The following is a 25,314-nucleotide window of genomic DNA, read 5'->3' on the forward strand; positions in this document are numbered from 1 at the left end:
AAAAGGATTTTCATAAAACCTGATAATTGTCAGGTTTGTAGTGAGTTGAAAAATGTTTGCCACGAATTTCACGAATTTACACTAATTTTTAGCAACTGTGGGAAAAAAAATAATTCGTGTAAATTCGTGAAATTCGTGGCTAAAAAATCTAAATCAAAATCTTCTTCAAAGATTCTGCAATGCTTCGCCATAGAAAATTGTAAAATGATTTTTCCTGAATTCGTTCAACTTCGACATCGGCCGTTTTTGCTTTTTCTTTTGAATCATTTTTGACCAATAAATTAGCAAGTGCAGATTTTAGTTTAGCCTCTTTTTCAGGATGTTTTTTCTTGTATAATTTTACTTTTAAATCGTCATAATCTAATGAAGCGTTTCCTTTTGAAATATTGTCATTTCCATAAAAATTAAATCGGTATTTATTAAAAACGCCAGTAAATGAAGCGTTCATATAAGGCTTGCTGAATCGACCCATAGCCGCAATATCAAAATTTGAAATAACGCCCTGAATATGAAAACTGTCCCTTTTATCCAGAACATTAAAACTCCAATCAACATTTAAAGGAGAAGTTTTCATAAATTGACAGTTGATTTTAATCTTCACATCGGCAGTCTTTTTTAAGCCAAAACCACTTCGGAGGTTAGTTGCCCGCAAATTAAAGTGATCAAAATTTAATTTTCCTGGACCTTTAGAAAAATCAATTTCTTCTTCATAAACCAATTTCGATTTTAGAACCTGTAAAGTGTCGATTTGCAGCGGAAATTTAATATTTCGCAATAAATGATTATAAAGATATTTTTTGCTCAAATCATCTTTTGGCATTTTACCACGGTAAATATTAGCATCAAAATGATTCATTACAATTGAATTTGCTTTAAAGAAAAAACGATCCTTTTTAAAACCCCAATCCATTTTGTTGATGTGGACAGAATCTACTTTTAGCGTATAAATGTCTTTTTCTTTTTCTAGTTTTTGTATAAAGGTTTTTCGGTTATATTCTGGCAGCATCGAAAAATTCTTTACTTTCAAAAAGTTGTTTTCCGTACTGATTTGACCAATATCCATACGGTAAAATTGATTTGGTTTATAATATAAACTATCACAAACCAAAACGTATTTTTCATACTGCATCGGAATTTTTTCCTTTAAAGTTGCATCTGTAATTAAAATGCCTTCGAGTTTTAGCAGAATGTTTTTGACACTGAAAATAGGTTTATTGTTTTTCAAATAAACAACATCAATGCTTCCGTCATTAAGGTAAATGTTAGAAACAGCAACGACTTTTCGAAAGGGTTCTATAATTTCAGTCCGTATACTTTTACTGTTGTTTAAAAGCTTGTCATTCTTTTTATATAAAATAACTCTGGCTTTATTAATGATGATACTTTCGGCCTGAATTACATCTCGAAAAGCTAAATCCCAAATATTGAAATGTTTAATCGTAATAGATTCAATTTTAGAATAAATTCCGGTTTTTATTTTCGTGTTTTCAAGCTGATTTTTTGGGTGTACCAATAAAGTTTGGGCATAAATATTTCTAGACCAAAGAGAGACTTCAATTTTTTCGTAATTAATATGATAAGCTGTTTTGTTCTTCTCCTCAATAATAATCGGCAGCTGTTTTTTAATCCAATAATTCAGTTCGAAATTGATTAAAAGTCCAAAAACGAAGATTGAAATTACACCGATCGTTATTTTTTTGTAGATTGACATTTGTCGTATTGATTTTAAATCTAAATTTAGGCTTTTAAAATATATTGTTTCTTATAGGATTATCTCTTTAAGTTACATCATTATCGAATCATCTTATTGTCACACTTTTTTTGAATATGAAAAAAATTAAAAAATTCCTGTTGTTTTTAGTGATCATAATTGTTCTTTTAGGAATAGGTTTATGTGCTTATATTTTTCATTTGAAGCCTAAATACGAAGGTGAAGTTCAGTTGGAAAATTTGCAAAAAGAAACCACAGTTTATTTTGATGATTTTGGTGTCCCTCATATTTATGCCGATTCTGAAAAAGATGCGATGACAGCTTTGGGTTATGTACATGCGCAGGAAAGATTATGGCAAATGGAATTGCTTCGTAGAATTGCGCCAGGACGTTTGTCTGAAATATTCGGATCAGTAGCACTTAAAAATGATATGTTTTTCTCCGGAATTGGTATCGAAGAAGCTTCGGCGAAAGCTATTGCCAAATTAGATAAAAACAGCCCGAGCTATCAATTGACATTGGCCTATTTGGATGGAATTAATCAATATTTAGAAGAAGGTGTAACGCCAATTGAATTTACTTTGGTGGGTGTAAAAAAAGAAAAATTTACCATAAAAGATGTTTATAATATTTTTGGCTATATGTCTTTCAGTTTTGCCATGGCTCAAAAAACGGACCCGTTATTGACTGATCTTCGTGCCAAATACGGAGATGCATATGTGAAAGAGTTGGGACTTGAAGGTGAGTTTAATACAACCAAAATCAGAAGCTCAAAAGAGAATTTGGAAGAGTATAGCGAGATTTCAAAATCGGTTGCAAGTTTGCTCGATAAATCTCCAATTCCGCCATTTGTTGGCAGTAATAGTTGGGTTGTTGGCCCAAACAAAACCAAAAGCGGAAAAGTGATTTTTGCAAATGATCCTCATATTGGATTTTCGCAACCAGCCACCTGGTACGAAGCGCATATTGTGACGCCGGATCATGAATTATATGGCTGTTATTTGGCCGGAACTCCATTTCCATTACTAGCGCACAATCGTGATTATGCTTATGGTTTGACCATGTTTGAGAATGATGATATCGATTTTTATCAGGAAACAAACAAAGCAAATGATGTAAATCAGTATCAGACACCAACTGGTTTTGCAACTTATGAAACCAGAAAAAAGACCATTAAAATAAAAGATACATCAGATGTAGTTTTGACGGTTAAGTCAAGCCGACACGGACCAATTATGAATGATTTGCTGGCGAACCTTAAAAGTAAAAAACCGATCGCAATGTCGTGGATTTACACCCAGCAACCTATTCAGATTCTGGATGCGGTTTATGGACTTTCACATGCGAAAAGCAAAGACGATTTTAGGAAAGCAGTCCAATTGGTTGCCGCACCTGGATTGAATGTAATGTATGGAGATGCTAAAGGAAATGTCGCCTGGTGGGCGACAGGAACACTTTATAAACACAATAAGGGAGTGAATTCATTTTTTATCTTAGATGGCACGAGTGGCAAAGATGATATAACGGAATATTTAGATTTTACTAAAAATCCATCGGCTGAAAATCCGAAATGGGGTTATGTGTATTCGGCGAATAATCAACCGGAAGCAATTGATGGCTATTTATATCCGGGCTATTACTTACCTGAGGATCGAGCAAAAAGAATTTCAGGTTTAATGGATGCAAAATCAGATTGGGACAAACAAGCGATTAGTAAAATGATTTTTGATAATACATCTTCTGTTGCGACTGGAGTTGTTCAGAATTTAATTGCGAATCTGGATAAGAACAAGATTTCAGCTGAAGAAAAAGAAGCGCTGAATGTATTAAAATCTTGGAAAGGAACAACGAATTTAGAAGATGTTGGACCCACGATTTACAACAAATGGATTTACTTGTATTTAAAAAATACGTTTGAAGACGAAATGGGCAAAGAAGCTTTTAATATATTTCTTGGAACGCATTTAGGAAAACAAATTATTGCGAGACAAATTGTTAATGAGAATTCGGTTTGGTGGGATAATATTAAAACTAAAAATGTAAAAGAAACCAGAAGTGAAATTGTTTCAAAATCGTTTCATGATGCCGTTTCGCAACTTACTATACAATTAGGAAATACAATTGCCGACTGGAATTGGGGTAAAGTGCATACTGTAGAGCATGAACATCCGCTTGGAAAAGTGGCTGCGCTTCGCAAATTATTTAATGTTGGACCTTTTGCTGCTCCCGGATCAAATGAAGTGATCAATAATCAATTTTTTGGTTTTAATGATGAAGGAAAATATTACGTAAAAGGTGGGCCATCGACCAGAAGGGTTGTAGATTTCTCTGATATCGAAAATAGTTGGAGTATCATTCCAACAGGACAATCCGGAAATCCGTTTAGCAAGCATTACAGTGATCAGGCTGAAATGTTTAATGCCGGTAAATTCAGAAAAATGAAATTGAATAAAGAAGAAATTATAAAAACATCAACAAAACTGCAATTGAAACCAAAAAAATAAAAAAGTTTCAAGTTAGGTTCTAAGGCTGGAATATAAAAAACCTTAGAACCTTAGTGTCTTAGAATCTTAGCAACTTATTTAGAAATATATTTCCCTTTAACAATATCAGTTGCAAAAATATTCAGATTATTAATCAGTGCTTTATTAGTCGTCATGATATTGGTGGATTGATATGCAGTATCTTTTTCGTACGCTTTTAATAAAGTTTCTAATTCTACTTCATCATAAAAGGCAAATACGTTATAAATTGCATCCCTGAAATTTTTGTAATTAATACTTTCTGTGATTTCCATTGCTTTTTGTTCGTTCCAGCCTTCTTTGGCAGAAGCCTCATTTATTTTGGATAAGCAATAATCAACAACATAAGTTTTGTAATGAGCCGCTTCGATAATTCTGTCAACTATAATTTTATTTTGCTGAGTCGGCATTGCCGGAGGCAGAGGGTTAGTTTGAGAAATAGAAATCGTTGGAATAAAAAGACATAGCAAGAAAGCTAAAAAGGCGAACTTTTTTAAATTTTTCATAGGTTATTTTAATGTTTTTGGGTACGGCTAAAATAGTATTTTTTATGACAAATTATCGAATTTGAATGTTAGAAATTGTAACAAAAAACAACTTCGATAATACCTTTTTTAAATTGGTACTATCGAAGTCGTTTTGTGATTTTTAAGATTATTTTTTTAAAATTCCTTCTAAAGCTTTTTTTCCACTTTCGTTCTTTGGATCCAGTTCAATAGATTTAGTGTAATTTGCAATAGCCAGATTTTTATCTCCATCGGCTAAATAAGCTTCGCCAAGACTGTCGTAAACATTTCCTGATTTAGGAAAGTTTTCTACATTAATTTTAAAAGCTTCAATGGCTTCTTTCTTTTTGCCACTTTGCAATAATTGATACCCAATACTATTTATATCCTCTTCTTTAATACGATAAGTCGGATCGTTTTTTAATTTTTTATAACGCTCTGTACCAGCAATTGCACCCTTTTCTGAATACACATCCAAAAGTTCAAGTGCCAATGATTTTTTAGGTTCATTAAAAGGCTGATTGTATAAAATAGCTCTGATTCCCTCGTTGATTTCACCTAAAATTGTACCGCCAGTATTATTTAATAAGACTACTAAGTTCTTATCTGCAGGAACTCGCGAAATAACAGTATTAAATCCGTTGATGCCTCCTCCGTGTTCAATAATTTTCAATTTAGCTTTGTCTCCGTTTGGAGCTTCTTCTAAAAACCAGCCATATCCATAAGCACTATCTCCAAATTTAATATAAGGCTTGAACAACGATTCCATTGATTTTGCAGAAAGCAATTTATTGGTATAAAGCGCCTGGTCCCATAAATACAAATCCTCCACAGTAGAATACAATGATCCTGCTGCGTATGGAATACTCATATCAAGATAAGGGCTATTTCGGACTATCTTGCCTTGTTTTTCGTAACCCGAAGCTCGGTTTTTAAGAATGATCTCAAAATGATCGTATCCTGTATTGGTCATTTTTAAAGGCGTAAGAATTACTTCCTGCAAATATTGCTCATAGGTTTTGCCTGAAACTTTTTCAATAATATAACCCAATAAAAAATATCCAGAGTTGCTGTAGTTGAATTTTTCACCTGGTGTAAATTCAAGCGGTAAACTTGAAAATGTCTTTACAAATTCTTCAGGAGAATAAGGATTTCTACTTTTCTCTTTAAAGAAATTGGGAGCCGAAGTATAATTCGGAATTCCGGAAGTATGTGTTAATAGATGATGAATCGTAATTTTGTCGCCATTTGCCTTTGGATAATCTGGTAAATAAGTTGTGATGGGAACATCAAGTTTTAGTTTTCCATCTTCAGCCAGTTTAACAAGTAAGAAAGCCGTAAATTGTTTGCTAATCGAACCCAATCTAAATTTAGTGTCAGGTTGGTTTGGAATATTCCATTCCATATTGGCAGAACCATATCCTTTCTTGAAAATAACTTTTCCGTTTTCTGATACAAGTGCAGATCCGTTGAATTGTCCATACTCATTATATTTGCTTAAGAGCTGGTCGATTTTTTTTGCTTTGTCTTGCGCAGCAACATGAAAGACAAATAGTTGTGCTAAAAGGCAGACTGCAAATAATTTGATTGTTTTATTCATGTGATTGATGATTATTGATTAAGATTAATGATTTGTTGTTTGATTTTTTTGATTGATGATTGAAACTGTTTAATCATCTGAAATTTAATTTATTATACGAATGTACAAATTAAAACGATGATGATGTTTGCGTTTGATTCTTGTTAGACGATTCAAATGCAATTTGGTTTCAGGAACAATCAGCTTTTTTCTGTTTTTTTTCAAAAGTGCTAAAATGACATAAAAAAAGAGCTATTTTTTAATAGCTCTATGTTCATAACTAACAATTCTTTTCAGTACCCAATCTTTATCCTTTCTTTCCCAGATGTGAACGAATTTTCCGGTTCCTGAGGGTTTTCCATTAACATAGAAAGTGTGTTCTCCTATTTGCACAGCTCCAAAATCGCCTAATTTATCTATAGTGCAGGAATTTAATTTTCTAGTCAGTTTCTCAGATCTACCACATTTATCTAGTAATGATTTTATTTCATTTCCTTTTGAGGTGTTTAACCCGGAACGATCGTCGTAAAATTCGATATCATCAGCTATTATTTTTTTGAAAAGTGCTGCATCACACTGATTAAAAGAAACATCAAATAATAAACTGTCCATCTTAATGATTTCTGTTTTTAAAACATCCATTTTTAAAACATCACTATTGGTTTGCGCTTTTACTTCCCTGCTTAAAAAAAGCATGAAAAGAATTAATATATTCATCATGGGTTCCATAGTTTTGATTTTGTTAGTTTTCATTATTTCGTTTCAATATCAATTAGCTTTCGTCCTTTTTCTCCAAGATAATTCAAAAGAAGCTTTTCATAAACCTTGTAGCCATCGTCAACATTTGTAAAAATTATCAAGCCTTGTTTTGTTTTTGGAAGAAGAAAAACCAACGTTTGAACGCCTTGGTCAGCGCCACCGTGCGACAAGGCATAATTATCATTCCCTAAATCATATATTTCAAAACCCAAACCAAAGTATTTGTCTTTTTTCTTTTGAGCAACCTGATGTGAGTTCATTTCTTCAAAAATCTTCTTGCTTAAACCGTCACCATTCATTACACTGCATAAAAAGGTGCCGTAATCCTGAATTGTAGTTAATAAATCATCAGCGGCATTTGCGGTTTTGTTTTTAACCGGTTCGTAAGCGTTTCCTTTATTGTCATAATTAATGGCGTATCTGGAAACATCGGTTATGTCGTTCCAAATGAATTTAGTATCATTCATTTTTAGCGGTTTAAAAATCAATTCATCTGCTAATTGATCCAATGTTTTATGGAATTTCTTTTCTAATGCTCGTCGCAAATATTCCATTCCTTCACCAGAATAAGAATATTGGGTTCCGGGTTTAAATTTGAAATCTAGTTTTTTAGATTCGTTCATAAATCTCCAATTCGGAAAACCAGTTTGATGACTTAAGACAATTCTTGTAGTCAGCAATTTATGATTCGGATCGCTGGCAATATCCGGATCTATCCAATATTTATCTAAAGACTCGTCTAAATTCCATTTTCCCTGGCTTACCAATTTTAAAGCCACGATTGCAGTAACGGGTTTAGTTAATGAAGCTACATTCCAAATGGTGTTGTATGGCGCAGTAACTCCTTTTTTTAGTTCACCAAATACTTTTATTTCCTGAAGTTTTCCATTGTTGATAATTCCAATTCCTAAAGTTGGAACGTTGTTTTGTTGCAGCCATTTTTCAATTTCCTTGTCATTATCAAAAATGGTTGAGTTGGTTCCCGCGGTACTTGTGCTTTGATGATCATAACTGAAAGACCTTTTTAGTTTCCAAATTCCATTTTCTAAGAGCCAAACGTGTGTAAAACGAGCTGTGCTGCCAAAATGTTCTTTTGCATCTGTTAATGATTCGTTTTTACCGACCGATTTTTCATAAAATTGATGAGTGCCCATTTGCATCGCGCCGTATAAAATGCCTTTTTTGTATAAAGGATAAACCTCAGTACTATTTGGTACTAAATATCTTCTGGATTGATAAGTGGTTGGCGAACCACATAAACCTTTTTTTAGGTTTTTTAAAAATAACGCTTTGTCAGAAAGACTGTCTTTGTCGTGATAAAATTCAAAATCGTCGCTTAATAAATTTTCGAACTGTGAAATGTCACAGGTATTGAAGCCAACATTAAAAAGAAGACTGTCTTTGGACATAATAGTTTTGTACAATGCCGAGTTTTTTTCTTCCTGGGAAAATCCAAATTGGATTTGGAAGAATAGAATTCCAATTAAAATGGTTTTTAACGGGAAAAACGATGGGTTGATTTTCATTTTGTGATTGATTATGATTGATGATTTTGCAAAACTAAATCAATCACAATTCTCAAAATTGTATAAATGCGAAATGTTATCTTTTTTTCGAAAGAAAATACGAGTCCGAATTGAACATTTTTGGAGTTGTTTTGGTCACATCTTTAAACTGTTTTATAAAATGCGACTGATCAAAATATTGATTGTAAAGCGCAACATCAGTCAGTTTTAATTTATCCAAACCAGAATTCACCATTTGATCGACGGATTTTCTGAATTTCAGAATCTGAATGTATTTTTTAATCGTAAGCCCGGTTGCCGATTTAAATTTGATTTGTAGCAATCGTTGTGAAACATTTAAACTTTTTCCGATTTCCGAAACCGAAATTTCTTCATAGTGAAATTTGATGATTTCGCAGATTTTTTCAATTGTATTTTTCGAAGAATTAATAGCATCTAATTCTTCGAAATAAGTATTAATCGTATTTAATAAAACAGAAAGATCACTGTTTAAATTAGTTTTAAAAGGCAATTCGGAAGAATCGATTTTGATGATCGAATCGGTAAAATTATTCAAATCATAATTTGGAAGAAATGAAAGTGTCCAGGCGTATAATTGAATAATGGTAACTTTAGTTTTCGGCTGAATATGAACCAAAACTTTATTAGTCATTTGTGAACAAAAGTAAAAACCTTCGTTCATTACATATTTATTTTTGCTTGTATGAACTTCTATTGCATTTCCGCTTACAATCGCGAGATTAAAACAACCATTGGGTAAAATGAGTTTGTTTTCGATCAGGCTTTCGCCGATGCTGTTGTCAAGACACCAAATTTTATTCACGAACCGTTCGCAAGTTTTGCTGACATAATGTTCGGAATATAGGTCCATTTTTAAAGAGTATATTATTGAATAACTATTTGATTTTTACTTTTTTCCTGTAAATAATTCTACGCTAGATGTTTTTTTAAACGGATCATTGAAGAAACTCATTAAAACTAAATTAAATAATTCTGGTTTTTCATAAGCACCAAAATGAGTTGCGCCAGGCATTACAAAAAAGTTTGAATTTTCGATATTATTAAAAATTTTGATAGAATGTTCTAGTCTGATAACATCTCTGTCTCCCGACATAATTAAAACGGGGCATTTAATTTTTTGCAAATCTTTCTCTGTAATGTTTGGCTGATATTGTAAAAGAGAATATAAATTTTTGGTGTAAGAATCTTTTGTTGTTTTTAAAGTGTCCTGAACCATTTGGTCAATTTCGTTAAAAACAGCTTTTTTTCCGGGAAATATATTAGCCCCAAAGGTGGCCACTTTGGCTGTTTTGTCAGGATGATTAATAGCCAGTAAGAGACCGAGAATTCCCCCATCGCTTTGTCCCCAAATATTTGCGTTTTTAATTTTAAGCGAATCTAGTAAAGTACTAACATCATCTGCCATCTGTACATAATTCAATTGTTTTTTTGAATCATCAACTGACTTTCCGTGACCTCGGCTGTCTATCGCTATTATCTGAAAATATTGTTTAAAATATTCAATTCGGTTTCTATGACCTTTTATTGATCCTCCATTTCCGTGAAGTAAAATTAATGATTTTCCACTTCCGTAAATTTCATAGTACATTTTGAAGCCATTAATTTGTTTATAGTTTCCGGCTTCTTTGTTGTCTCCGTAAGGTGTTTTTGGCTCTGTTTGCGCAGAAATTTCCCCAAAAACTAAGAAAATAAAGGAAAGTAAAATGATTGATTTTTTCATGATTTGATTGATTGTTGATGTGTGTTAAAGTAGTATTTATTTGATAAATATAACTTATATTTTAAAAAAACTCCGAAAAATATTCTCGTTTAGTTTTCTGCCATTCCTCCAAAATAATACTATAATAAACATCATCTTTACTCTTTCCTTCAGAATCGACATAATTATTTCTAAAGATTCCTTCTTTTATAGCACCCAATTTTTCAATTGCCCTTTGTGATTTTTTGTTTTCTAAATCAGCACTAAATTGTATTCTTCTGAATTGAATGTTTTCAAAACCAAAATTCAGTAACTCATATTTACAAGCCTTGTTTAAACCGGTTCCCTGAAATGCTTTTCCATACCAGGTCCAGCCAATTTCGCATTTTTGGCTTGCATGATTTAAGTAGCCGTATCTTGTGCTTCCCGCAACTTTGTTGGTGGCTTTGTCAATAATTAAAAATGGATAACAAATTCCGTCTGCTTTTTGTTTTAAAGTGTTTGCTAGGTAGTTTTCAAAGTCAGTTTGAATTCGTACATACATTCCCATATATTTCCAGATTTCATCATCAAAAATGATTTCTTTGAGTTCGATGTTCCTTTCGTTTTCAAAAGGGAGTAATAAAATACGTTCGTTTTCTAAAATGATGTTTGATTGTAATAGTTCGCTATTCATTGGATTAAGTTTTAGGTTTTGCCACAAAGTCACAAAGACACAAAGGTTTTAGCACAATCTTGTCATCCTGAGGAACGAAGGACCACACTAGAAACTCCGCGAAGAGAGTTGCCAATCTTTGTCAAATTCCATGTGTGGTTCTTCCTTGGTCAGGATGACAAACTGAACTTAAAAATAAACACTTGCGACTTTGCGTATTTGCGAGATTATTTCTTCAACGAAAGTAGTCCTTTCCATATTCCTAATAAATTTATAAAAACGGGATTTTGTTATGAAAACGAGTCTTGCATGAGGGATAGAGACGGTATCTCCCGATTTAGAAAAACAAGGCTTTTTAGCCGTAGTTTTTGTTAATCGGGAATATAACCGAAAGCCCGACCCGCTTTTTTCGGCGGGTCATGCCTGTATAAATCATAAATATTTCCTTTATTTTTAAGCTCTTGTAGAATTATTACTTATTTTTACGATCTTATATTTAGATTTTTCTTGATGCAAACTTCACTAAAAATTGCCATTGTAGGTTCTGGGTTGGTAGGATCGCTGTTGGCAATTTACCTTAAAAAAGCAGGTCACACCGTTCATGTTTATGATCGTAGTCCTGATATTCGCAAAATTAATTTTTCGGGCCGTTCTATAAATCTGGCAATGTCTAATCGGGGCTGGAAGGCACTTGACGGCGTTGGCGTTGGCGATTCGGTACGAGAAATCGCGATTCCGATGGACAAACGTGCGATTCATTTGGTCGATAAACTCAATTTTCAGAATTACGGGCAGGAAGGCGAATCGATTTATTCGATTTCAAGGGGAACTTTGAACCGAAAAATGATTGATCTTGCAGAACAGGCCGGAGCAGAGTTTTATTTCGAAGAGAAAATCTGGGATGTGACGCTAAGCGATGCGACTTTGCACATTGGCGAAACCGAAAGAGGGGAGTGGGAAGAGAAAAAATACGATATGGTTTTTGGGGCCGATGGTGCCTTTTCGAGAATCCGCCATAGAATGCAACGTCAGAGTATGTTCAATTATTCGCAGGAATTTTTGAATATGGGTTATAAAGAATTGAATATTCCGGCCAATGCCGATGGAACCCACAAACTGGATAAAAACTCGTTTCATATTTGGCCTCGCGGTAAATACATGCTGATTGCGCTTCCTAATTTGGATGGAAGTTTTACCTGTACTTTATTTATGCCTTTTGAAGGCGAAAATTCTTTTGAATCGCTTATAGATCGAAAAATGGTCGAAGATTTTTTTGAGAAAAACTTCCCGGATTCGATTGAGGTAATTCCGAAGCTGGCAGAAGATTTCTTTAAGAATCCAACGAGTACTTTGGTAACGATGAAATGTTTTCCGTGGACGTATGAAGATAAGATTGCATTAATTGGAGATGCCTGTCACGCCATCGTTCCGTTTTACGGGCAAGGAATGAATGCCGGTTTTGAAGATATTACGGTTTTGAATGAAATGATAGAGAAATATGGAAACGACTGGAAAAAGATTTTCTCTGAATATCAAATTTCACGTAAACCAAATGCCGATGCCATTGCAGAACTATCCTATCGCAATTTCATGGAAATGAGTACCAAAACTGCCGATGAGAAATTCTTATTACAAAAGAAAATCGAAAAAGCATTTTCAGATAAACATCCGGATAAATGGATTCCGCTTTATAGTCGTGTAACTTTCAGCGATCGTCCATACGCCGAGGCTTTGGCAATTGGAGATTTCCAAAACGGAATTATGGAAGAAATTCTAAAATTAAATAACATTGAAAATATTTGGAACACACCAGAAATCGAAAATAAGATTTTGGAGTTGTTGCAAAACGCATAATTTTTTCTACCATTATAAGTAATGTAAGTTCATTTTATACATGCAGTAAACCCGACAGGTTTTAAAACCTGTCGGGTTTACTGCATGTATAAATCTATTTGTTTTAAAACGTGTAAAACTTTTAAACCATATAAGTTCACTTAATCTCCACGCAAAGTTTTAAATGAACTTACATTACTTATATGGTGGATTTTTTTTACTTCTTGAAGATTTTTGATAGCACGCCAAAAACACCTCTTATAAAGGTAGCACTTGTTACGACTTTCAAAACCGATTTTCCGACAACACTTGCAGTGCTTGGTTCAGATTTGGAAGATTTTGTTGGTGTTTGTTCTTCTTGCTCGGCTGCAGCTTGTGTAGCATCTTCGATTTTTTTGCATAGCAATTCGTAAGCGCTTTGTCTGTCAATTTCCTCGTTATATTTTTTTACCAGTTTCGATTTATTATTTATTTCGTCAATTTCTGTTGAAGTCAGAATGTCCATTCGGCTTTGTGGCGCACGCATTATGGTTGCTACAAGCGGGGTTGGAACTCCTTTTTCGTTCAAGGCGGTAACCAAAGCTTCTCCAATTCCCAGGCTCGTCAATAATTCATCGGTCTTATAATAAGGAGAGGTTGGGTAATTATCAGCTGTTTTTTTAATGGCCTGGCGATCGTTTGCAGTAAAAGCTCTTAAAGCATGCTGAATTTTTAAACCTAACTGTGCCAAAACACCACTCGGAACATCCATTGGGTTTTGAGTTACAAAATAAACGCCAATACCTTTTGAACGAATTAGTTTTACTATAGTTTCAATTTGTTCTAATAATACCTTACTGGCTTCATTGAAAATCAAATGTGCTTCATCTATAAAAATCACTAATTCAGGTTGTTCGGCATCTCCTTTTTCGGGCATTTTCTGGTAAATCTCAGCTAATAAACTCAGCATAAAAGTAGAGAATAACTTAGGTTTATCCTGAATATCCGTCAGGCGGATGATGTTTACATAACCTTTTCCGTTTTCATCGATACGCATTAAATCATCAATTTCAAATGACAATTCACCAAAAAACAAATCGGCTCCCTGTTGTTCCAATTCAATGATTTTTCTTAAAATCGTTCCGGTTGTTGCAGTTGAAATTTTGCCATAACTTGCAGCAATTTCGTCTTTACCTTCCTCGGTAATATAATTGATCACTTTTTTAATGTCTTTTAAATCTAATAGAGGCATCTGATTATCATCGCAATATTTAAAAATTACAGCAACAACTCCAGCTTGTGTATCATTTAAATCCAAAATTCGGGAAAATAAAACGGGACCAAATTCAGAAACAGTCGCACGCAGGCGAACTCCGTGTTGTTTTGATAATGACATTAATTCAACAGGAAATGAGGCTACATTATAAGGTATGTTTATTTTGGTATGACGCTCCGTTATAAAACCTTCTTCTTTTCCTTCTTTTGCAATACCACTAAAATCACCTTTTATATCCATCATCAAAACAGGTATTCCTGCATTTGATAATTGTTCTGAAAAAACCTGAATAGTTTTAGTTTTTCCGGTTCCGGTTGCGCCGGCAATCAGGCCGTGGCGATTCAAGGTTTTAAGAGGGATTTTTACATGAGCCTCAGCAATTGGTTCCCCATCCAGCATAGCGCCTCCTAAAATGATACTGTCACCTTTAGAAAGATAACCTGTATTGATATCCTGAATGAAATTATCTTTTTTATTCATGTTTTATTTGTAATTTAGATGATTATAAGAGTATTGCTTAATTTTTTAAGAATTTTGATATATATATTTTAGTAGGAAAAAGCTATTTCTCATTAAAAATATGATAAAAAAAAATTTCGCAACTTTTTAAGAAGATATCAACGGAATCTTTGAATATTTACTAAAACGTTGTAATTTTCCCATATTTCGTCATGTTTTTTGTTTTATCAAAAAAATAGCGTTGGCAATTTAATGAGATATTTTTTAAATTGACGTTAAATTTCCTTCAATAAAATTAAAAAAAGTTTTTTTATTTAAACTAAACGTATAAATTTGCTCCTCTACAAGTTAAATATAACTAAAAAATAAAAATTATTTAAAACTATTAAAATTAAAAAAAATGGCAAACGTTAAAGTTAAAAAAGAAAGCACTTCAAATGGAGGAGGAATGGTTACTGGAATCATTATTGCAGCGTGTATCTTAGTAGGGGTGTTTATTTGGAAATTCGTTATGGGAGCACCAGCTAACTTTGAAGGAGGAAATCCTGAAACTGGTCACCCAATCAACACATTAGGAATGGTATATAAAGGAGGATTTATTGTACCAGTATTATTAGGAATGTTTTTAATGGTTGTTGTTTTTTCTATTGAAAGATTTATTGTTATCGGTAAAGCTGCTGGTAAAGCGAACTTAGATAAATTCATGCAAGGTGTTCAGGCAAGTATCAAAGAAGGAAACATCGAGGCTGCTATCGCATCATGTGACAAACAACAAGGTTCAGTTGCTAATGCAATTAAATCTGCTTTGATTAAATATCAAGACGTTAAAAAAGAAGGTTTCAACAGTGAAGAAGCTTCAGAAGTAATCCACAAAGAAATCGAAGAGGCAACTTCATTAGAAATGCCAATGTTAGAAAAAAATATGACTATTATCTCTACTTTAGTATCATTAGGAACTTTAGGAGGATTATTAGGAACTGTATCAGGTATGATTAAAGCGTTTGGTGCGTTAGCTTCTGCTGGAACTCCAGACCAGGCTGCTCTTGCAACAGGTATTTCTGAGGCACTTATCAACACTGCAACAGGTATCTCTACTTCAGTTTTAGCTATTATCTCTTATAACTTCTTTACTGCTAAAATTGACGATTTAACTTACTCTATCGATGAGGCTGGTACTACAATCGTAAATACTTACAGAAGATTCAGAGGAAGTTTGAAACAATAATTAATTTTTGATATTAATAATTACAATTAATTATATCAAAATAAAAATAAAAGAGAATGGCTAAAATAAAAATGAAAAAAAAGTCAACATCGACAGATATGACTGCCATGTGTGATGTTGCGTTCCTTTTGCTTACGTTCTTTATTTTGACCGCTACTGCTAAGGTGCCAGAAGCACTTCCTGTAGATATGCCTGCTTCGACTGTACAAAGTAAATTGCCAGATTCTGATTTGGCTATTATTACAATAGGTAAAGGCGCAGACGGGAAAAGCAAAGTGTTTTTTGACATCAAAGGAAGAGAACTTCGTAAAAGATCTCTTGAAGGAATGGGTGCAAAATTCGGTGTGACTTTTTCAGAAGATGATAAAGCTAAATTTGCTTTAATGGATGACTTCGGTGTGCCAATAACAAATTTGAAACAAATTATCGACTTAAAAGCGGCTGACAGAACTAAAGCGAATCAACCTGGAATTCCAATCGATTCTTTAGATAATCAATTAAAAGAATGGCTTTTAGTTTCAAGAAGAGCTGCGATTGACCTTGATGATAAAGAATTGCAAATTGCAATTAAAGGAGATGCTAAAGAACAGTATCCACAAATCAAAAAGATTATGGATATTTTACAAGATCAAAAAATCAATTCCTTTAACTTAGTTACTGGTATGAGAGGAAAAGACTTTTAATTAAAAAAGATACACTAAAATGGCTGAATTAAATACCGGCGACGGTGGTGGCGGAAAAGGTGGTAAAGTAAGAAGTAAAAAGCAAAATTCTAAAGTCGATTTAACGGCAATGGTGGATTTGGCATTCTTATTGATCACATTCTTTATGTTAACCACATCGTTGTCAAAACCTCAATCGATGGATTTGTCATTGCCAGATAAAGATGAAGATTCTACTAAGAATAAAAATATTAAAGTAGATGAGAATCGTACAATGACAGTAATATTAGAGGAGAATAATAAAATGATTTACTATATGGGGTTATTGGAGTCTCCTATTGCAGGGCCAAAAGATATCACATATGGTAAGGACGGAATTCGTAGAGAAGTTCTTAAAAGAAAAAAATCAGTTTTAGAATATTCAACAGCGCAAGGGAAACCTAAAAATGGAATTATTGTTATTATCAAACCAACTAAAAAGTCGACTTATCGTAATTTAGTTGATATGTTAGATGAGATGGCTATTGCTGGAGTGGAAACTTATGCTATTGTTCCTGAGTTTACACCAGAAGAAACAAAATTGATAGATAAAAAATAAGCATTGTCTTGTTTTTAACATCCTAATAATCAAGAAAAATGAAATTAGATATTATTAAAAATCAGTGGCTTGATATCGTATTCGAAGGTCGTAATAAGATATATGGTGCATATGAGTTAAGAAAATCGAACAGCAAAACTACGGTAAAAGCGCTTATCATAGGTTCGATCATTTTTAGCTTTGCTGTAGCAGCTCCTCTTATTGCAAGCTTTTTGCCAGATTCTGGTGAAGATGATGTGAATAAAGATATTAAGATTGCCACAGTAAAATTACCTCCTAAAAAAGAGGAAGTAAAACCTAATCAACCACCACCACCACCACCACCACCAAAAGTGGATCAGGTGAAGTTCGTGAAACCAGTGGTTGCTAAGGCAAATGAAGTTACTGAAGATCCTCCGAAAATTGAGGAACTGAAAGACAAAAAAGTTGGTTCTGAAACTATCAAAGGAGATCCGGATGCAGTTTTAACTGTTGATGAGCCAGTAGGTACCGGAACTGCTGCAGTAGTAGAAGAAGATAACCAAGTATACAACACAGCTGGTATCGAAGTAAAACCAGATTTCCCTGGAGGGATTGAAAAATTCTACAAATTCGTAGGAAATAATTATAAGACTCCAGAAGAAGAAGGTTTAAAAGGTAAAGTTTATGTTACTTTTGTAGTTGAAAAAGACGGTTCATTAACCGACATTAAAGTTCTAAGGGATATCGGTTACGGTACAGGAGCAGAAGCAATTCGTGTTCTTAAAAAATGTCCAAGATGGACACCTGGTGAGCAAAATGGTAAAAAAGTTAGGGTACTTTACTCTCTTCCTATTACTATTCAATCTGCAGAATAATGTTAAAAGATATGCTTAATAATATTCAGAAGAAATCGCTCAAAGAGCGATTTCTTCTTGTTTTAGGAATACTGTTTTTTTTAATATATCTTGTGCTTGGTTTAATGATTATGTTTTGGAAGAAATTACCGTTAGACATGGAGCCTAAATACAGATATGCTTTTGGTGGATTGCTGATCGTTTATTCAGCAGTACGTTTTTTGAGGTTAATTAATTCAAACGCAGAGTAAATATGTTAAAATATAGTAGAATTTTCGGTTTGGTAGTTTTTGTTTTTTTGTTTGCCATGTGTAACCAAAAAAGCAAGAATGAATCAGGGAAAGAAACAATTCTAAAAGGAGCTATTGATATTACAGTTGATGAAACTGTAAAGCCAATTGTTGATGATCAGGTTGCTGTTTTTGAAGGAACTTACTATGATGCAAAAATTACGGTTAAACCAAAATCTGAAGCAGAGGTTATAAACGATTTATTAGATCAGAAAGCTAAAGTTGCTATTACCACCAGAGATTTAACTAAGGAAGAGTTGCGAAGATTCGAAAAAAGTAAAATAAATCCTAGAGTTACACCGTTTGCAACTGATGCTATCGCTTTAATTTCAAGCAAGAGCAATAATGACACATTAATTGCGTTGAGAACTGTGATAGATTTTATGCAAGGTAAAGCAGATCCAAGAATAAAAGGTCTTGTTTTTGATAATCCAAATTCCAGCACGGTTCGTTATATGAAGGAATTAGCTAAAGTAAAAGAGATTCCGGCTACTGGTGTTTTTTCTTTTAAAACAAACGACGAAGTAATTAAATTTGTGTCCGAGAATGATGGAATGATTGGAGTGGTTGGTGTAAATTGGTTATCACAACCTTCTTCAAATATGATAGAGATCATTAAAAAGATTAATGTTTTAAGCGTTAAAGGCTTGAATGAGGATAGATATTATAATCCGAGTCAAAATGATATTGCTGAGGCAAAATATCCTTTGGCACGTGATTTGTATATTATCAATTGTCAGGGTTATTCTGGATTAGGAATGGGGTTTGCCTCATTCATTGCGGGTGACATCGGACAAAGAATTGTATTGAAATCGGGATTACTGCCAGTTAGAACTCCGGGAAGAAAGCTTAAAATTAGAAATCAGATTATAAACGATAAAGAATAAATTAATTACAATAAAGATGAATAAATTTAAAATTTTTAGTCTTGCCTTAGTTGCTTCAGCTTCTGTTGCAAAAGCGCAAGATATAAACCAGGCCAAAAAGGCAATTGATGCTGAACAATTTGAGAAAGCTAAATCTTTGCTGAAATCAATAATCAAAGCTAAACCTTCTGATGGGGAAGCTAATTTTGTATTGGGTAATATTTACCTTAATCAGGCTATTGTTGATTCTGCTAAAATTTATTACTTAAATGGAATAGAAGCAGCAGACCACAAAAACTTAAATTATATTGGTTTAGGTCAATTAGATCTTGATGCAAAAAATACAGCTTCTGCTCAGGCGAATTTCGGTTTAGCTACAAAAGATATGAAGCGTAAAGATGTAAATGAATTTATTTACATTGGTAGAGCTTATATGAATTCTACTAATCCTGATTATACAAATGCAATTGCAAGTTTAAAGAAAGCTTTATTAATTGAGCCTCAAAATGCAACTGCGCTTTTGGCAATTGGTGATGCTTATTATGGAGCAAATAATCAAAATGATGCTTACAAAGCTTACCGTGATGCATTTACTGCTGATCCAACACTTTTAAGAGCAAAAATGCAATTAGGTGTTTTGTTAAAAGGTGCTAAATCTTACGATGAAGCAATTAAAGCTTTCAATGAAGTTATTGCTATTGACGCTAATTATGGACCAGTTTACAGAGAGCTTGCTGAAACTTATTACAAATGGGCTAGAAATAAACCTTCTACGAGACAGGTGAATTATCAAAAAGCAATTCAAAACTACGAGAAATACTTGAGTTTAACAGATTATTCTATGAACTCTAGAATGCGTCATGCTGATTTCTTGATTTTAGTTGAAGATTATAAAGCTCTTGAAAAAGAAGCTAACAAAATGATTGAGTTGGATAAAGTTAATCCTAGAATTTACAGATATTTAGGATATTCTGCTTACGAGAATGGTAATTATGATGTTGCGATTAAATCGTTAGAAGATTATATGAAGGTGCCTAATAATAAAGTTATTGCAAAAGATAATTTATACTTAGGATTTGCTAAAATTAAAAAAGGAACCGATGCTGCTGGTGTAGTTGATCCTGCTGCTTTTGAAGCTGGTTTAGCTGAAATCAAAAAAGCAGTTGCTGTGGAGCCATTAGCTGTTGAAGATCTTGGAGATTTCGGTAAAGAATTGTTTGGTAAAAAACAATATAACCAAGCTGCTGCAATTTATGAATTGAGTACTACAAATACAGAGCAAAAAAATTATCTAAATGATAATGTATACTATGGTATTTCTCTTTACTATGCAAATGCAAATAAAGAAAAAACTGCAATGGATGCTGCTGCTTTAACTAAGGCTGATGCTGCTTTTGACAGAGTTTTGGTTGCTTCTCCAACTTATGATGAGGCTTATTTATACAAAGGAAGAATCAATAACTTATTGGAGAAAGATGATTTAATTATCAAAAACTATCAAGAGTATATTACTAAAACAACTGCAAAAGGAGCTGAAGAATTAGCAAAACCCGCTACAGTTAAAAAAGTTGTGGAATCGTACAATTCAATTGGTGCTGCTTATGCTAACACTGACAAAGCAAAAGCTATTGAATATTTCAATAAAAGTTTGACTTTAGACCCAACGAATGCTTACGCAACTCAATCTGTGAAAGCTTTAAAATAAGAAAAGTTATTTGACTTAATATAAAACCGATAGTTTCTTGAACTATCGGTTTTTTTTGTTCCGTATTTAATTGACTATCTTTGCACTTTAAAATAAAATAATGTTATCAAAAGAAATACAATTAGAAGTTAATAAAGGAGCGATGTTGCCTTTGATGGAAGAATTTTATACCATTCAGGGAGAAGGTTTCCATACAGGTACAGCTGCATATTTTATTAGAATTGGAGGCTGCGATGTGGGTTGTCACTGGTGTGATGTGAAGGAAAGTTGGAATGCTGAATTACATCCGCCAACAAGTGTTGATTTAATTGTAAAGAATGCTTCAAGTTATGCAGATACCGTTGTAATTACGGGTGGTGAGCCTTTAACCTGGGACATGAGTTTGTTAACTCAACAATTAAAAGATAAAAATTTAAAAGTTCATATTGAAACCTCAGGTGCTTATCCGCTGTCAGGAACCTGGGATTGGATTTGCCTTTCTCCTAAAAAGAATAAATTGCCTACGCAAACTGTATATGATAATGCGCACGAGTTAAAAGTAATTATTTATAATAAACATGATTTTATCTTTGCGGAAGAGCAAGCAGAATTAGTAAACGATGATGCAATTTTATTCCTTCAGCCAGAATGGAGTAAAAAAGAAGAAATGACTCCTTTGATTGTTGATTATGTAATGAGCAATCCGAAATGGAGAGTGTCACTTCAGACTCATAAGTATTTGAATATTCCGTAAATAGAATAAAAAAATCTCTTCAGCTGAAGAGATTTTTTGTTTGCGGTAATTTGTATACGTTGTGTAAAAAAGAAACAACTTTGTTTATTGCCAGTTTTTGTGCTTTTTTAAATTGGTGATATGTGCCAAATGATGATTTCCGTGCCAGGCATACGTTCCTATAATTTGTTTAATTCGATATTCAGAATTATTTTCGGGATGTATAAATGATTTTTCTAAATCAGCTTCTGATAAATTTTTCATTATAAAGGCTAATCGATAATGTAATCCTTCCAGTAAATTTAATGTTGGTTGAATGGGCATTTTTAAATTATCGGGTAATTCAGACCATAATACTTCGTCGTAGGCTTTTATCACAGGATTATTTTCAGTCAAAGCCCATTTGATTCTGATAAATGCGTTCATATGGCTTTCAGCACAATGATGAATTACTTGACGAACAGTCCATCCTCCTGGGCGATAGGGCGTGTCTAATTGTTCATCACTTAAGTGAAATGTTTCTTTTTTTAGCCTTTCAGGAAAAGATTCGATTTCCGCAATTTTATCTGAAATATATTCGGACGTGAAGGTTGCCGGTGTCTCAAATTTTCCAATAGGAAATTTTAATTTCTCTAAATCTAATTCTTCCATAATATTATAATGAGGTTTTTATATTGAAAGTCGGGCTAAATAATCATAATGTTCCCCTTCTAAAATAAGCTCGCATTTGAGTCCGTTTGCAATAGCAGCGTTTTGCAATGTATTATAATCAAGATATAACCAATCAAAAGGTTCTTCTTTTTCACCTTTATAAGAAATATTGAATACTAGTTCGCCATAATAATCATTATGAGATGGAATCCATTTTCCACCGTCTTCATCTTCGTCAAACATATAGATAATATCAGAACTGTCCAATAGAATTTGACCACCAGAATTTAATAGCGATTTAAGTTTTGATAAATATATGTTGCAGTTGTCTAATTTTCCAAAAATCCCAACTCCATTCATTAATAGTATAATGGTATCAAATTTTTCTCCGTCAAAATCTAATATATTTTGAACTTTGGCATTGGTAACACCGCGAAGTTCGCAGGTTGCTATTGCTTTTTCTGAAATATCTATCGAAGTAACATCTAAATTACGATCATTTTGTAATGATAAACTGTGGCTTCCGGCTCCGCAACCCACATCTAAGGTTTTTCCGAAAGCTAATTGTAGTGCTTTTTGTTCCAGTTTGGGCATTTCATTATAAGAACGGAATAAATAATCGACACTCATTTCATCTTCTTCAGAAATAGAAGTTTCCGTTATTATATCTTCAGGTGAATTATTGGTCTGAAAATCGTACATCGCTTTTCCAAAAAGATCTTTCATGGTAATTTAGTTCAAAGTTTAAGGTTTCAAGTTCAAAGTTGTTTAATTTTGCAGATCAACTTTAAATTTTAAACTTGAAACAAATTTTAAATAACTTAAATAAGTTAGCCAAAGATAAGCATATCGAAAACAAAAAGTATTTTGATAAGCTGAAAAAGAAGCAGCCGAAGAATTTAGATTACGTTATGCAGGATTTGCATGATGCCGAATTTAAAAAAACGGATTGCCTGCAATGCGCCAATTGTTGTAAAACAACCGGGCCGTTATTTACTTTGGCTGATATCGAAAGAATTTCGAAATCTTTCAGGCAAAAACCGCAGCAGTTTATCGATCAATATCTCCGTATTGATGAGGATAAGGATTATGTTCTAAAAAGTGTTCCTTGTACTTTCCTGGATAGTGAAAATTATTGTATGATTTACGATGTGCGTCCAAAAGCCTGCAGGGAATTTCCTCATACAGATCGTAAAAAGTTTCATCAGATTGCAGATCTTACTTTAAAAAATGTCGCGATTTGCCCGGCAGCATATAATATAGTAGAAGAAATGAAAAAGAAATTGCCACTTTAGAACTTAATTGTTTTGTAATTGTTTTTCGGAACAATTCTTTTTTATTTTTTAAAATGTAATTTTGAACACAGATGTAAGCCGGATAAAGGACTAAACCATTAATCAGACAATATAAAAAATTGAATCTAGAATATTTTATAGCGAAAAGACTTATCACTGCCAAAGATTATAGAAGCAGTATTTCAGCACCAATTATAAAAATTGCCATTTCGGCTATTGCCATCGGTATTATTATGATGTTGGTTTCAGTAGCAACCGGAATTGGTTTACAGCAAAAAATACGAGACAAGGTCTCAGCTTTCAATGGTCAGGTTATTATTTCAAATTACGACAATAATAATTCTGAAATAACCTTAATCCCTATTTCTAAAAAACAAGATTTTTATCCCAATTTCAAATCAGTTCCAGAAGTGAAACATATTCAGGCAATCGCAACTAAGGCGGGAATCATTCGAACCGAAAATGCTTTTGAAGGAATTATTTTCAAAGGAGTTGGTGCTGATTACGATTGGAACAATATAAAAGAATATTTAGTAGAGGGTAGATTACCTGATTTTACTAAAGAATTAAATGAAGAAGTTATAATTTCAAGATTTCTGGCTGATCGTTTAAATTTAAAAGTAGGCGATCAATTCAATACCTTCTTTATAAAAGAAGAGCAGGGCAAAATGCCAAATAGCCGCCGATTTAAAATTACAGGAATTTTTAATTCAGGTTTCCAAAATTTCGATGCTACATATATAATAGGAGATATTCGTCATATTCAAAGAATAAATAAATGGACGCCGGATCAAATTGGTGCATTCGAAGTTTTTGTAAAAGACTTTAAAAATATTAAAACAACTGGCACTCAAATTTATGATCAGACATCGTCAAATCTCGATACAAAAACAATAATCGAAAAATACAGTTACATCTTTGACTGGCTTCAGCTTTTCGATTTTAATATAATCGTCATTCTTGCTGTGATGATATTAGTAGCGACTATTAATATGGTAGTAGCATTGTTGGTTCTTATTCTCGAGCGCACTCAAATGATCGGAATTCTAAAAGCACTCGGAGCAAATAACTGGACAGTTCGTAAAATATTTTTGTACAATGCGTTTTACCTTATTATACGAGGGCTCTTTTGGGGGAACTTAATTGGTATTTCATTATTACTAATTCAGCAACAATTCGGAGTCATTCATCTTAATCCTGAAAACTACTATGTAAATGTGGCACCGGTATACATAAACTGGGGTTATATAATACTTCTAAATTTACTAACGGTTACGGTCTGTTTTTTAGTATTATTAATTCCGTCATATATTATAACCCGAATTTCGCCAGTCAAAGCAATTCGTTTCGATTAATTGTTTTATTATATATCAATTCCCAGCCCGACAGTTTTGCAAAAGCTGTCGGGTTTGTTTTTTATACAATATATAAGGAGAAATACCCAGTCATCGAATTCGAACCATTTTTAAAATTGAAATTTCGTTATTTTGATTTTCAGGAGCTGATCCCGCTGTTCCTTCCAATCTTTTGTGGTGAACCCCACCACAAAAGGATTTTCCCTCCCATCGGGGCTAGGGGAGCTGTTTTCAAAAAAAGATTTATCGTTTTGAGCAAGAAAAGGGAGACTTTGCGCCTTGGCATTTGCGAGAACCTAACACATAAGGAAGAAAAATCCAGCTTTGTGTCTTTTTGAAAAGCAGGCATAGCCCAATAAAAAGGGAAATCAAAACTTTGTGTCCTGGTGCCTTTGTGGCAAAAACACTCCCAAACAGGCAAATCCACCCAAAACCCGCAAACAGACAAAAAAAACTTTATCTTATAAAAACCGTCATACCAGCCACTTATAAAAAAGATTGAAATTATATAATAAAAACCCTTGTAAATGTAAATAAAGGTGGTACTTTTGCACCCGCAACAGCGATAGACGTTCACTGAAATACTGACAAGCAAACGAATTAAGACTGAAAAAA

At 33.3% G+C, this 25,314-nt stretch carries 24 protein-coding genes; 12 read left to right on the plus strand and 12 right to left on the minus strand.

Translation table 11 applies throughout. The features are described from left to right. Window positions 1-148: 148 nt before the first annotated feature. Complete coding sequence (locus tag AC6CH4_RS19355; protein WP_498105847.1) at window positions 149-1,711, minus strand: hypothetical protein; 1,563 nt, start codon at window positions 1,709-1,711, stop codon at window positions 149-151. Between the two features lie 116 nt (window positions 1,712-1,827). Here AC6CH4_RS19355 and AC6CH4_RS19360 point away from each other — a divergent pair, with 116 nt between their 5' ends. Further along, window positions 1,828-4,215 carry a penicillin acylase family protein gene (locus tag AC6CH4_RS19360; protein WP_498105849.1) on the plus strand — a complete coding sequence of 796 codons (2,388 nt, stop codon included), beginning with the start codon at window positions 1,828-1,830 and terminating at the stop codon, window positions 4,213-4,215. 74 nt (window positions 4,216-4,289) lie between these two features. Here AC6CH4_RS19360 and AC6CH4_RS19365 read toward each other — a convergent pair whose 3' ends face one another. The 7 genes from AC6CH4_RS19365 to AC6CH4_RS19395 all read right to left on the minus strand — a co-directional run bounded on the left by AC6CH4_RS19365 (window position 4,290) and on the right by AC6CH4_RS19395 (window position 10,999). After that, window positions 4,290-4,739, minus strand: a complete 450-nt coding sequence (locus AC6CH4_RS19365) for a hypothetical protein (RefSeq protein WP_498105851.1) — start codon at window positions 4,737-4,739, stop codon at window positions 4,290-4,292. A 148-nt stretch (window positions 4,740-4,887) separates the two neighbouring features. Then, a complete protein-coding gene (locus tag AC6CH4_RS19370) occupies window positions 4,888-6,339 on the minus strand; it encodes a serine hydrolase (RefSeq protein WP_498105853.1) in 1,452 nt (483 codons plus the stop codon). Between the two features lie 231 nt (window positions 6,340-6,570). Beyond that, a complete protein-coding gene (locus AC6CH4_RS19375; RefSeq protein ID WP_498105855.1) occupies window positions 6,571-7,038 on the minus strand; it encodes a nuclear transport factor 2 family protein in 468 nt (155 codons plus the stop codon). A gap of 32 nt (window positions 7,039-7,070) precedes the next feature. Next, window positions 7,071-8,603, minus strand: coding sequence for a serine hydrolase domain-containing protein (locus tag AC6CH4_RS19380; RefSeq protein WP_498105857.1), 1,533 nt, complete (start codon window positions 8,601-8,603; stop codon window positions 7,071-7,073). A 76-nt stretch (window positions 8,604-8,679) separates the two neighbouring features. Further along, window positions 8,680-9,474: a helix-turn-helix domain-containing protein gene (locus AC6CH4_RS19385; RefSeq protein ID WP_498105859.1), complete on the minus strand. Its 795-nt coding sequence runs from the start codon at window positions 9,472-9,474 to the stop codon at window positions 8,680-8,682. Between the two features lie 36 nt (window positions 9,475-9,510). Further along, entirely contained in the window at window positions 9,511-10,344 is an 834-nt protein-coding gene (locus AC6CH4_RS19390) for an alpha/beta fold hydrolase (protein WP_498105861.1), read from the minus strand. 61 nt (window positions 10,345-10,405) lie between these two features. Beyond that, window positions 10,406-10,999 carry a GNAT family N-acetyltransferase gene (locus tag AC6CH4_RS19395; RefSeq protein ID WP_498105863.1) on the minus strand — a complete coding sequence of 198 codons (594 nt, stop codon included), beginning with the start codon at window positions 10,997-10,999 and terminating at the stop codon, window positions 10,406-10,408. A 489-nt stretch (window positions 11,000-11,488) separates the two neighbouring features. Between AC6CH4_RS19395 and AC6CH4_RS19400 the strand changes: the two genes are divergently transcribed. Continuing rightward, entirely contained in the window at window positions 11,489-12,832 is a 1,344-nt protein-coding gene (locus AC6CH4_RS19400; protein WP_498105865.1) for an FAD-dependent oxidoreductase, read from the plus strand. A 196-nt stretch (window positions 12,833-13,028) separates the two neighbouring features. On the opposite strand, the gene AC6CH4_RS19405 is transcribed toward AC6CH4_RS19400, so the two are convergent. After that, complete coding sequence (locus AC6CH4_RS19405) at window positions 13,029-14,546, minus strand: helicase HerA-like domain-containing protein (RefSeq protein WP_498105867.1); 1,518 nt, start codon at window positions 14,544-14,546, stop codon at window positions 13,029-13,031. A 379-nt stretch (window positions 14,547-14,925) separates the two neighbouring features. Here AC6CH4_RS19405 and AC6CH4_RS19410 point away from each other — a divergent pair, with 379 nt between their 5' ends. The 8 genes from AC6CH4_RS19410 to AC6CH4_RS19445 all read left to right on the plus strand — a co-directional run bounded on the left by AC6CH4_RS19410 (window position 14,926) and on the right by AC6CH4_RS19445 (window position 21,419). Then, window positions 14,926-15,750, plus strand: coding sequence for a MotA/TolQ/ExbB proton channel family protein (locus tag AC6CH4_RS19410; RefSeq protein ID WP_498105869.1), 825 nt, complete (start codon window positions 14,926-14,928; stop codon window positions 15,748-15,750). A 56-nt stretch (window positions 15,751-15,806) separates the two neighbouring features. After that, window positions 15,807-16,433 (plus strand): ExbD/TolR family protein, encoded by a 627-nt coding sequence (locus tag AC6CH4_RS19415; protein ID WP_498105871.1) that lies wholly within the window; start codon window positions 15,807-15,809, stop codon window positions 16,431-16,433. 19 nt (window positions 16,434-16,452) lie between these two features. Next, entirely contained in the window at window positions 16,453-17,010 is a 558-nt protein-coding gene (locus tag AC6CH4_RS19420) for an ExbD/TolR family protein (RefSeq protein ID WP_498105873.1), read from the plus strand. 38 nt (window positions 17,011-17,048) lie between these two features. Next, window positions 17,049-17,846 (plus strand): energy transducer TonB, encoded by a 798-nt coding sequence (locus AC6CH4_RS19425; RefSeq protein WP_498105875.1) that lies wholly within the window; start codon window positions 17,049-17,051, stop codon window positions 17,844-17,846. After that, window positions 17,846-18,076, plus strand: a complete 231-nt coding sequence (locus tag AC6CH4_RS19430; protein WP_194570439.1) for a hypothetical protein — start codon at window positions 17,846-17,848, stop codon at window positions 18,074-18,076. The genes AC6CH4_RS19425 and AC6CH4_RS19430 overlap by 1 nt, the downstream gene beginning before the upstream one ends. A gap of 2 nt (window positions 18,077-18,078) precedes the next feature. Next, complete coding sequence (locus tag AC6CH4_RS19435) at window positions 18,079-19,002, plus strand: PstS family phosphate ABC transporter substrate-binding protein (protein ID WP_498105877.1); 924 nt, start codon at window positions 18,079-18,081, stop codon at window positions 19,000-19,002. Window positions 19,003-19,018: 16 nt separating this feature from the next. Further along, window positions 19,019-20,686, plus strand: coding sequence for a tetratricopeptide repeat protein (locus AC6CH4_RS19440; RefSeq protein ID WP_498105879.1), 1,668 nt, complete (start codon window positions 19,019-19,021; stop codon window positions 20,684-20,686). A 100-nt stretch (window positions 20,687-20,786) separates the two neighbouring features. Next, window positions 20,787-21,419, plus strand: a complete 633-nt coding sequence (locus tag AC6CH4_RS19445; RefSeq protein WP_498105881.1) for a 7-carboxy-7-deazaguanine synthase QueE — start codon at window positions 20,787-20,789, stop codon at window positions 21,417-21,419. Window positions 21,420-21,503: 84 nt separating this feature from the next. On the opposite strand, the gene AC6CH4_RS19450 is transcribed toward AC6CH4_RS19445, so the two are convergent. After that, window positions 21,504-22,049, minus strand: a complete 546-nt coding sequence (locus AC6CH4_RS19450; protein ID WP_498105883.1) for a YfiT family bacillithiol transferase — start codon at window positions 22,047-22,049, stop codon at window positions 21,504-21,506. 18 nt (window positions 22,050-22,067) lie between these two features. Beyond that, window positions 22,068-22,775: a class I SAM-dependent methyltransferase gene (locus tag AC6CH4_RS19455; protein WP_498105885.1), complete on the minus strand. Its 708-nt coding sequence runs from the start codon at window positions 22,773-22,775 to the stop codon at window positions 22,068-22,070. A gap of 74 nt (window positions 22,776-22,849) precedes the next feature. Between AC6CH4_RS19455 and AC6CH4_RS19460 the strand changes: the two genes are divergently transcribed. Both AC6CH4_RS19460 and AC6CH4_RS19465 read left to right on the plus strand, forming a co-directional pair. Next, window positions 22,850-23,344 (plus strand): YkgJ family cysteine cluster protein, encoded by a 495-nt coding sequence (locus AC6CH4_RS19460; protein WP_053472553.1) that lies wholly within the window; start codon window positions 22,850-22,852, stop codon window positions 23,342-23,344. Between the two features lie 119 nt (window positions 23,345-23,463). Next, window positions 23,464-24,699, plus strand: a complete 1,236-nt coding sequence (locus tag AC6CH4_RS19465; RefSeq protein ID WP_498105887.1) for an ABC transporter permease — start codon at window positions 23,464-23,466, stop codon at window positions 24,697-24,699. A 139-nt stretch (window positions 24,700-24,838) separates the two neighbouring features. Here AC6CH4_RS19465 and AC6CH4_RS19470 read toward each other — a convergent pair. Beyond that, window positions 24,839-25,314, minus strand: a 476-nt coding sequence (locus AC6CH4_RS19470) for a hypothetical protein (protein WP_498105889.1), incomplete at its 5' end; no start/stop codon positions are given.

The sequence above is a fragment of the Flavobacterium sp. GQ95 genome (assembly GCF_059758655.1).